Genomic DNA, 9398 nt, shown 5'->3' with positions numbered 1-9398 from the left:
CCACCACAAACGGCTTTTTCAGCTCGGCCGCCGCCATGGTGTCACGGTGAAAAATGCGTGAACGAAAGCGCTGATGCAGCACATGCTTACTCTTGCGAAACTGACACAGCCGATGGCGAGTGTGCATTAACTCTCTCCTTACTTTTCCCTGTTTACCCTTCTTACTGGACGTTGCGGCGTTGTTGGCTGCATATATTCACGCCTGGCCGCAACGCCCATTACGTTGGGCGAGCCAAATTGAGAAACGCCGCGCCGCGCACGCCGCCGGCGTCGCCATAGCGCGCTTTCTCGATGCGCGGCAGCCGGGCCACCCGCAGCAGGTGAGCCGGCAGCCGCTGCGGCAACGCCTGGTAAATGGCGTCGAAGTTCGACAGCCCGCCGCCGATTACCACCAGGTGCGGATCCAGCACCGTCAGCAGGTTGCCCAGGCAGATCGCCAGCACGTCCATAAAGCGGTCGACGTGAGCCACCGCCTGCGGCTCGCCCGCCTGATAATGCGCAATGATCTCGGTGGCAGGCAAGCGCCGGTCATAGAAATGGGCGTACATCCATTCGAAACCGCGGCCCGATATGTAATTTTCAATGCAACCCTGATGGCCGCACCCGCAGGCAACGCGAGGCACATCACGCCCCAGCACCTCGAGCGCGTCCACCGGCAGGCGCAAATGGCCGAACTCGCCGGCGATATAGTTGCGCCCGGGCACCGTCTTGCCGTCGACGATCAGGCCGCCGCCTACGCCGGTGCCGAGAATGATGCCCAGCACCGTCGGGTAGCGGCGGAACTCGTCGTCCCAGGCTTCCGACAGCGCAAAGCAGTTGGCGTCGTTATCGACGCGCACCTCGCGCCCGATCAGCGCCGCCAGATCGCGCGGCAGCGGCCGCCCCATCGCCGCCGGCACGTTGGCGGTAAACAACGTGCCGTCATCGTCGTTGGGCAGGCCCGGAATACCGATGCCGACGCTGCCGCGCCGGCCGCAAAACGCATCCGCCTCAAGGGTCAGATCGCACAGCGTGGCCAGCAGCTGCCGGTAATCTTCACGCGGCGTCGGCACCCGCTTTTGCCAAATGCGCTGCAGGTTGTCGTCGAACACCCCCAGCTCAATCTTGGTGCCGCCCATATCGAAACCGTAGTACATAACCCATCCCCAGGCTAAAAAAACGGGGCGGCATCGCTGCCTCCCCGTCGGTTTTATTGTCCGCTCAGCACCCGCGCCGGATCGATGCGGCTGGCGCGCCTCGCCGGATACCAACTGGCCAACAGGCTCAGCACGATGGCGGTCGCCAGCACGATCAGCACATCCAGCCAGTGCAGCTCGGAAGGCAGGAAGTCGATGAAGTAAATATCGCCCGACAGGAAGGAGTGACCGACCAGTTTCTCGATGCCACGGATGATGTTGGTCAGCTGCAGCGAGGCGATCACCCCGATCACCACGCCGCTCAGGCTGCCCAGCAGCCCGGCCAGCAGCCCGTACCAGATGAAGATGGCGCGGATAAAGCCGTCTTTGGCGCCCAGGGTGCGCAGCACCGCGATGTCGGCGCTTTTGTCTTTCACCGCCATCACCAGCGTGGAGACGATGTTGAAGCAGGCCACGCCGATCACCAGCACCATCGCCAGGTACATGATGGCGCGGATCATCTGGATGTCGCGGTACATGTAGCCGTACTTGCCGATCCAGCTCTTGATGTAGATGTAAGCGTTGGTCACTTCGCCGGCGTCGCGCACCAGCTTGTTGGCGGCGAACACGTCGTTCATCTTGAGCGCGATGCCCGTGACGCTGTCACCCATGTCGAGATACTGCTGCGCGTCGGCCAGCGGCACCAGCGCCAGGCTGTGATCGAGCTGGCCGCTGAGCTGCAAAATGCCGGTCACGTGCAGGCGAATGCGCTTCGGCTGCAGCAGCTTCATTTCCGGGTCGCTGTTGGGGATCATCACCGTGACATAGGCGCCCTGCTTGACGCCCAGCGCGTCGGCCACGCCCTTGCCGAGGATCACCTGCTGCTCGCCGGGCTTGAAGTTGGCCCAGGCGTCGCCCTGCACATACTGCGGCAGCGCGCTCAGTCGGCTCTCCTGCTGCGGATCCACGCCTTTGACTTCCACCGCGCGCAGCTGCGCGCCGTTTTCCATCAGGCCGGTAAAGTTAATGTACGGCGCGGCGGCCAAGATGCCCGGCACCTTTTCCACCCGCTGCAGAATCGACGGCCAACCGCTGAACGGCTGATTGACCGGCTCGAGCTCGCCGTGCGGCACCACCGCCAGAATGCGGTTCTTGAGCTCGCGCTCAAAGCCGTTCATCGCGCTCAGACCGACGATCAGCACCGCCACCCCCAGCGCGATGCCGATGGTGGAGATGACCGAGATCAGCGACACCATGCCGCCGCGTTTACGGCCGCGGCTAAAACGCAGGGCCGTCAGGAAGGACAGTGAGGCTCCCGCCATTACTCGGCCCCCATCAGGGTCAGCTGCGCCTGCAGGTGGCCGTCGGCCATTTCCAGCTGGCGGCTCAGGCGCTTGGCCAGCTGCAGATCGTGCGTCACCACCAGGAACGCGGTGCCCTGGCGCACGTTCAGCTCGCCCAGCAGATCGAAGATGCTGTCTGCAGTGCGTTTATCCAGGTTACCGGTCGGTTCGTCCGCCAGCACCAGCGCCGGGTTGTTGACCAGCGCGCGGGCGATCGCCACGCGCTGACGCTCGCCGCCGGAAAGCTCGGACGGGCGGTGTTTGCTGCGCTTTTCCAGCCCGACCGCCGCCAGCATCTCCCGCGCTTTCTCCTGCGCCTGCGCCGGCTTGGCGCCGCCGATCAGCAGCGGCATGGCGGCGTTTTCCAACGCGGTGAAGTCCGGCAACAGATGGTGGAACTGATAGATGAAGCCCAGCTGGCGGTTGCGCAGCTCGGCCTTGGCCGCCGAAGACATGGCGTTCAGCGATTCGCCCTTGAAGATCACCTCGCCGGAGGTCGGCGAGTCCAACCCGCCCAGCAGGTGCAACAGGGTGCTCTTGCCGGAACCCGAGCTGCCGACGATCGCCATCATCTCGCCCTGCTGCATGGCAAAGCTGACGTTGCGCAGCACGTCGGTGTGCAGATTGCCTTCCTGGTAGGTCTTGCACAGGTTGTCACACTGCAGCAAAAGATGGTTACTCATAACGTAAAGCCTCAGCGGGTTGTACGGCGGCAGCGCGCCATGAAGGATAAAGCGTGGACAACAGGGAAACCGCCATCGCCACCACGGCGATGATCNAGCGAAGCGCCGTCGATCAAGGCGCCGAGGATCGGCATCAGGTTATTCAGGTTGGTGGCCAGCAGCACGCCGAGCAGCGTGCCGAGCAGCGAACCGATAATGCCGGCGCTGGCGCCTTGCACCATGAACACCGACATGATCTGGCGGCGGGTCAGCCCCTGGGTCTGCAGAATGGCGACCTCGCCCTGCTTCTCCATCACCAGCAGGCCGAGCGACGTAATGATGTTAAACGCCGCCACCGCCACGATCAGGCTGAGCAGCAGCCCCATCATGTTCTTCTCCATACGCACCGCCTGGAACAGCTCGCCCTTGCGATCGCGCCAGTCTTTCCAGACAGTGCCCGCCGGCAGCGCCTGTTGGCTGAGGGTATCGACCGTCAGCGGCTGTTGCAGGAACAGGCGCCAGCCGGTGATGTTGCCGGCCGGGTAGCGCATCAGGCGCGAAGCGTCCTGTTGGTTGACCAGCAGCTGATAGCCGTCCACCTCGCTGTTGGCGTGGAAGGTGCCGATGAGAGTGAACAGGCGCTGGCTGGGAATGCGGCCCATCGGCGTGAACTGGCTGGCGCTCGGCACCATCACGCGCAGCGAATCGCCGCGCTTGACGCCCAGTTGCCCCGCCAGCTGTTCGCCGATGATGATGTTGTATTGGCCCGGCTGCAGCTGTTGCTGCTTGACGTTGACCAGATACGGGGTCAGCGGATCGGCCTCGTCGGGATTGACGCCGAGCATCACCCCGACCGCCACGCTGCGGGCGCTTTGCAGCACCACGTCACCGGTGGTCAGCGGCGCGACGCGCGTGACGCCCTGCAGCTTCTGCACTTCGGAGGCCGGCAGCTGCTGCGGGTTGACCGATCCTTGCGGACTGGTGACCAACGCCTGCGGCATCAGGCCGAGAATGTTGTTTTCCAGATCCTTTTCGAATCCGTTCATCACCGACAGCACGGTGACCAACGCCATCACCCCCAGCGTAATGCCGATGGTGGAAAGCCAGGACACAAACCGCCCGAAGCGGTCTGAGGCTCGCCCGCGCATGTAGCGCAGGCCAATGAATAACGCGACAGGTTGATACATGAAATCCGTTTGATAGCCGTGGCTTAAGCAAAGTGATCATGGATAATAAAGGCTCTCCCTCGTTTAGGGAACACCCGACGGCCTTTTATTGCGTGGCGGCGAAGAGGGAGACGGCGGCAGCTTCGCGCGTTATTTATTCTCAACCGCAAAAAACAGACGGCATTAACCGGTTAAATAACCGGCAGAAAATTGATGGGCAGCGCTTTTTGCTGTGTCAGTTTGCCGGCCGCTGGGCTACTATAAACAGCATAAAGGCGCTGGGTTATCCGTGCCGGGACGCCATCCAACACATTGATTAAAGATACCTGAATGAGCACTTCCGATAGCCGTAACCGTTCTTCATCCCCCCGTTATTCTCTGCCCGATCGCGCGGGCGATCTGCGCCAACTGGGGCAACTGACCGGCGCGGCCTGTGCCGTGGAGTGCGCCGAGATCGTCGAACGCCACCCTGGCCCGGTGATGCTGATCGCGCCGGACATGCAAAACGCCCTGCGGCTGCGCGACGAGATCCAGCAGTTCACCGATCAGATGGTGACCACGCTGTCCGACTGGGAAACCCTGCCGTACGACAGCTTCTCGCCGCATCAGGAAATCATCTCGGATCGTTTGTCGAGCCTGTATCACCTGCCGACCATGGCGCGCGGCGTGATCATTCTGCCGGTCAACACCCTGATGCAGCGCGTCTGCCCGCACGAATTCCTGCATGGCCACGCGCTGGTGATGAAGAAAGGCCAGCGCCTGTCGCGCGACAAGCTGCGCGCGCAGTTGGAACAGGCCGGTTACCGCAGCGTCGATCAGGTGATGGAGCATGGCGAATTCGCCACCCGCGGCGCGCTGCTCGATCTTTACCCTATGGGCAGCGATGAGCCTTACCGCATCGACTTTTTCGATGACGAAATCGACAGTCTGCGCATCTTTGACGTCGATACCCAGCGCACGCTGAGCGAAGTCGAGGCCATCAATCTGTTGCCGGCCCACGAGTTCCCCACCGACAAGAACGCCATCGAGCTGTTCCGCAGCCAGTGGCGCGAGCAGTTTGAGGTGCGTCGCGACGCCGAGCACATCTATCAGCAGGTCAGCAAAAGCGCCTGGCCCGCCGGTATCGAATACTGGCAGCCGCTGTTCTTCAGCCAGCCGCTGCCGTCGCTGTTCAGCTACCTGCCGGCCAATACGCTGATCGTCAATACCGGCGATCTGGAGGGCGCCGCCGAGCGCTTCTGGCAGGACGTCAACCAGCGTTACGAAAGCCGCCGCGTCGATCCGATGCGTCCGCTGCTGGCGCCGGATACGCTGTGGCTGCGCGTTGACGCGCTGTTCGGTGAGCTGAAGGCCTGGCCGCGCATCGCGCTGAAAACCGATGAGCTGCCGGCCAAGGCCGGCAATACCAATCTGGATTACCATGCCCTGCCCGACCTGGCGGTGCAGGCGCAGCATAAATCCCCGCTGGATAATTTGCGGCGCTTTATCGAAGGCTTCGACGGCAGCGTGATTTTCTCCGTCGAGAGCGAGGGGCGGCGTGAAACGCTGCAGGATCTGCTCGGCCGCATCAAGCTGGCGCCGGCGCTGATTCAGCGTCTCGATCAGGCGGAGACGACAGGCCGTTACATGATGGTCGGCGCCGCCGAACACGGCTTCCTCGACGGCCTGCGCCAGCGGGCGCTGATCTGCGAAAGCGATCTGCTCGGCGAGCGCGTCAGCCGCCGCCGGCAGGACAACCGGCGCACCATCAACACCGATACCCTGATCCGCAACCTGGCGGAGCTGCATCCCGGCCAGCCGGTGGTGCACCTGGAGCACGGCGTTGGCCGCTACGTCGGCCTGACCACGCTGGAAGCCGGCGGCATCAAGGCCGAATACCTGATCCTCTCCTACGCCGGTGAGGACAAGCTGTACGTGCCGGTGTCTTCGCTGCATCTGATCAGCCGCTACGCCGGCGGCGCGGACGAAAACGCTCCGCTGCACAAACTGGGCGGCGACGCCTGGACGCGCGCGCGGCAGAAAGCGGCCGAGCGGGTGCGCGACGTAGCGGCCGAGCTGCTGGATATCTACGCCCAGCGCGCCGCCAAGGCCGGTTTCGCCTTCAAACACAACCGCGAGCAGTACCAGCTGTTCTGCCAGAGCTTCCCGTTCGAAACCACGCCGGATCAGGAACAGGCGATCAACGCGGTGCTGAGCGACATGTGCCAGCCGCTGGCGATGGACCGCCTGGTGTGCGGCGACGTCGGCTTCGGCAAAACCGAAGTGGCGATGCGCGCCGCCTTCCTGGCGGTGGAAAACGGCAAGCAGGTGGCGGTGCTGGTGCCGACGACACTGCTGGCGCAGCAGCACTTCGACAACTTCCGCGATCGCTTCGCCACCTGGCCGATCCGCATCGAGATGATGTCGCGTTTCCGCAGCGCCAAAGAGCAGCAGCAGGTGCTGGACGACGCGGCCGAAGGCAAAGTGGACATCATTATCGGCACCCACAAGCTGTTGCAGAGCGATCTGCGCTGGAAAGACCTGGGGCTGCTGATCGTCGATGAAGAGCACCGCTTTGGCGTGCGCCACAAGGAGCGCATCAAAGCGATGCGCGCCGACGTCGATATCCTGACGCTGACCGCCACGCCGATCCCGCGTACGCTGAACATGGCGATGAGCGGCATGCGCGATCTGTCGATCATCGCCACCCCACCGGCGCGCCGGCTGGCGGTGAAGACCTTCGTGCGCGAATACGACAGTCTGGTGGTGCGCGAGGCGATCCTGCGCGAAGTGCTGCGCGGCGGCCAGGTTTACTACCTCTACAACGACGTGGAAAACATCGAGAAAGCGGCGCAGCGCCTGGCTGAGCTGGTGCCGGAAGCGCGCATCGCCATCGGCCACGGCCAGATGCGCGAACGCGATCTGGAGCGGGTGATGAACGATTTCCACCACCAGCGCTTCAACGTGCTGGTGTGCACCACCATCATCGAAACCGGCATCGATATCCCCAGCGCCAACACCATCATCATCGAGCGGGCCGATCGCTTCGGCCTGGCGCAGCTGCACCAACTGCGCGGCCGCGTCGGGCGTTCGCACCATCAGGCTTACGCCTATCTGCTGACGCCAAACCCGAAAGCCATGGGCACCGACGCTCATAAACGGCTCGAGGCCATCGCGTCGCTGGAAGATCTCGGCGCCGGTTTCGCGCTGGCGACCCACGATCTGGAGATCCGCGGCGCCGGTGAGCTGCTGGGAGAAGATCAGAGCGGCCAGATGACCACCGTCGGCTTCTCGCTCTATATGGAGCTGCTGGAAAGCGCCGTCGACGCGTTGAAAAACGGCCGAGAACCGTCGCTGGAAGATCTTACCAGCAGCCAGACCGAGGTAGAGTTGCGCATGCCGGCGCTGCTGCCGGAAGATTTCATTCCCGACGTCAATACCCGCCTGTCACTGTATAAGCGTATCGCCAGCGCGAAAAACGACGGTGAGCTTGACGAGCTGAAGGTCGAGCTGATCGACCGCTTCGGTCAACTGCCGGATGCGGCGCGCAATCTGTTGCAGTGCGCGGCGCTGCGCCTGCATGCGCAGAAACTGGGGATCAAACGCATCGAGAGCAACGAACGCGGCGGCTTTATCGAGTTCGGCGACAACAACCGCGTCGATCCGGGTTATCTGATCGGCCTGTTGCAGGGCAATCCGCAGGTTTACCGCCTGGACGGCCCGAGCAAGCTGAAGTTCACGCTCGATCTGGCCGATCGCCAAAAACGCCTGACGTTCACCGAAGAGCTGCTGAACGCCTTCCGCGAGCACACGCTGGCGTCCTGAGCCAACGCCCCCGCCGTGGCGGCGGGGGCGGCTTATTCGCGCGGGAATCCGGCGCCCAGCGGCGCCAGCTGCATCACGCGGCTGGTCACCACCCGGTTTTTGCCGCCGCGCTTCGCCTCATACAAGGCCTCGTCGGTCATGGCGATCGCCTTGTCCAGCGTCATGCCCGGCAGATACAGCGACACGCCGATCGACAGCGTGATGTGCGCTTCGTCGTGCGCATTCAGCAAGAACGTCGAGCTTTCCACCGCGCTGCGAATGCGCTCCGCCACCCCGCCGATGACCTGCGGATCGTAGCTGGCGGTGATCACCATAAACTCTTCGCCACCGTAGCGCCCGACGAAGTCCTCATTGCGCACGCTGTTTTGCAACAGCCGGCCGACGCTGGCCAGCAGCACGTCACCGGCCGGATGACCGTAGGTATCGTTGATGCTTTTGAAGTTATCCAAATCGAGGATCATCAGCCCGCACGGGCGGCGTTCGGCGCGCTGCAGCATCAGCTGATAATCGACGCTGGCGCGGTTGTTGATGTGGGTCAGGCTGTCGGTGGTGGCGCGCGCGCGCATCGCAAAATAGGCGTAGATATGGCGCTCTTTGAAATTCAGCGCATGATAGCAAATCGCCAGACAGAGTGCGGAAACCGCCTGGTACAGCAACACATCCGGCCACAGCCCGCTCATGTCCACCAGCAGCCACACCACCGCGATGCGATACAGCGCGATGATGCCGATCGTCAGGTAAAACACCCGATGGGATTTCTTCAGCCACACGCGAGACAGCAGCAGCGGCGCGACGATCGAGGCGATGAACAGGTTATCGACGGTGAAACCGCCGGTCAGCGCCATGGCGAACAGAAAACTCACCAGCCCGCTGACGCCGCCGCCGAAGAAAGTCACCAATATCATCGGGATCATCGCAAAGCTGTAATGCACCTTATCGGTCAGCTCCAGCCGATCCTGGCTCAAATACAGCACCGCCACCCCGGCCAGCAGGCCGAAAACAACGCGCTTCCACAGTGCGGATTGATAAGAAAAAGGGGCATTCTTGCTGAGAAGGAAATAGCTTATCGACAACGTCGCGTAGGTGATGCAGGCGTCGCTGTAAAGGGTGGAAATGGACGCAATGTAAGTCATAAATAGTCAGCGCGCTCCTCGGGATCGCCAGGGGGTAATGTGCAGACGTTGAATAACGCATCCCTGTCGTCTCCGCTTCGGCGGCGGCCATTTATACCCGTCGTCTTTCAAACCGCAGCGTTGTTACCTGCGCGCTCTCACCCCAGTCACTTACCTGAGTAAGCTCCTGGGGATG

6 protein-coding genes and 2 pseudogenes are annotated in these 9398 nt (G+C 62.8%); 2 read left to right on the top strand and 6 right to left on the bottom strand.

Annotation, left to right across the window (positions count from 1 at the left end; genetic code table 11):
* The 5 genes and pseudogenes from ADK28_RS31465 to lolC all read right to left on the bottom strand — a co-directional run.
* Nucleotides 1–127 (bottom strand): annotated as a pseudogene (locus tag ADK28_RS31465) (NAD-dependent protein deacylase); the annotation flags it as partial.
* 91 nt (nt 128–218) lie between these two features.
* Nucleotides 219–1136, bottom strand: a complete 918-nt coding sequence (nagK, locus tag ADK28_RS09955) for an N-acetylglucosamine kinase (protein WP_048795582.1) — start codon at nt 1134–1136, stop codon at nt 219–221.
* Nucleotides 1137–1189: 53 nt separating this feature from the next.
* Nucleotides 1190–2437, bottom strand: a complete 1248-nt coding sequence (gene lolE, locus ADK28_RS09950) for a lipoprotein-releasing ABC transporter permease subunit LolE (RefSeq protein WP_004941124.1) — start codon at nt 2435–2437, stop codon at nt 1190–1192.
* Nucleotides 2437–3141 carry a lipoprotein-releasing ABC transporter ATP-binding protein LolD gene (lolD, locus tag ADK28_RS09945; RefSeq protein ID WP_004941120.1) on the bottom strand — a complete coding sequence of 235 codons (705 nt, stop codon included), beginning with the start codon at nt 3139–3141 and terminating at the stop codon, nt 2437–2439. Before lolD ends, lolE begins: the two co-directional genes overlap by 1 nt.
* Nucleotides 3134–4307: pseudogene (lolC, locus tag ADK28_RS32460) on the bottom strand (lipoprotein-releasing ABC transporter permease subunit LolC). Before lolC ends, lolD begins: the two are co-directional and overlap by 8 nt.
* A 38-nt stretch (nt 4308–4345) precedes the next feature.
* Here lolC and ADK28_RS09935 point away from each other — a divergent pair.
* Both ADK28_RS09935 and mfd read left to right on the top strand, forming a co-directional pair.
* The gene (locus tag ADK28_RS09935) at nt 4346–4606 is read left to right on the top strand and encodes a hypothetical protein (protein ID WP_033640622.1); all 261 of its coding nucleotides are present in this window, start codon (nt 4346–4348) and stop codon (nt 4604–4606) included.
* Nucleotides 4607–4616: 10 nt separating this feature from the next.
* Complete coding sequence (mfd, locus tag ADK28_RS09930) at nt 4617–8090, top strand: transcription-repair coupling factor (RefSeq protein ID WP_048795581.1); 3474 nt, start codon at nt 4617–4619, stop codon at nt 8088–8090.
* Between the two features lie 32 nt (nt 8091–8122).
* On the opposite strand, the gene ADK28_RS09925 is transcribed toward mfd, so the two are convergent.
* Nucleotides 8123–9223, bottom strand: coding sequence for a GGDEF domain-containing protein (locus tag ADK28_RS09925; protein WP_033640626.1), 1101 nt, complete (start codon nt 9221–9223; stop codon nt 8123–8125).
* Nucleotides 9224–9398: the final 175 nt, after the last annotated feature.

The organism is Serratia sp. 506_PEND (assembly GCF_001076875.1).
Classification (GTDB): domain Bacteria; phylum Pseudomonadota; class Gammaproteobacteria; order Enterobacterales; family Enterobacteriaceae; genus Serratia; species Serratia marcescens.
The sequence above is the reverse complement of the archived record's forward strand: the minus strand, read 5'-3'. Positions and strand labels throughout refer to the sequence as shown.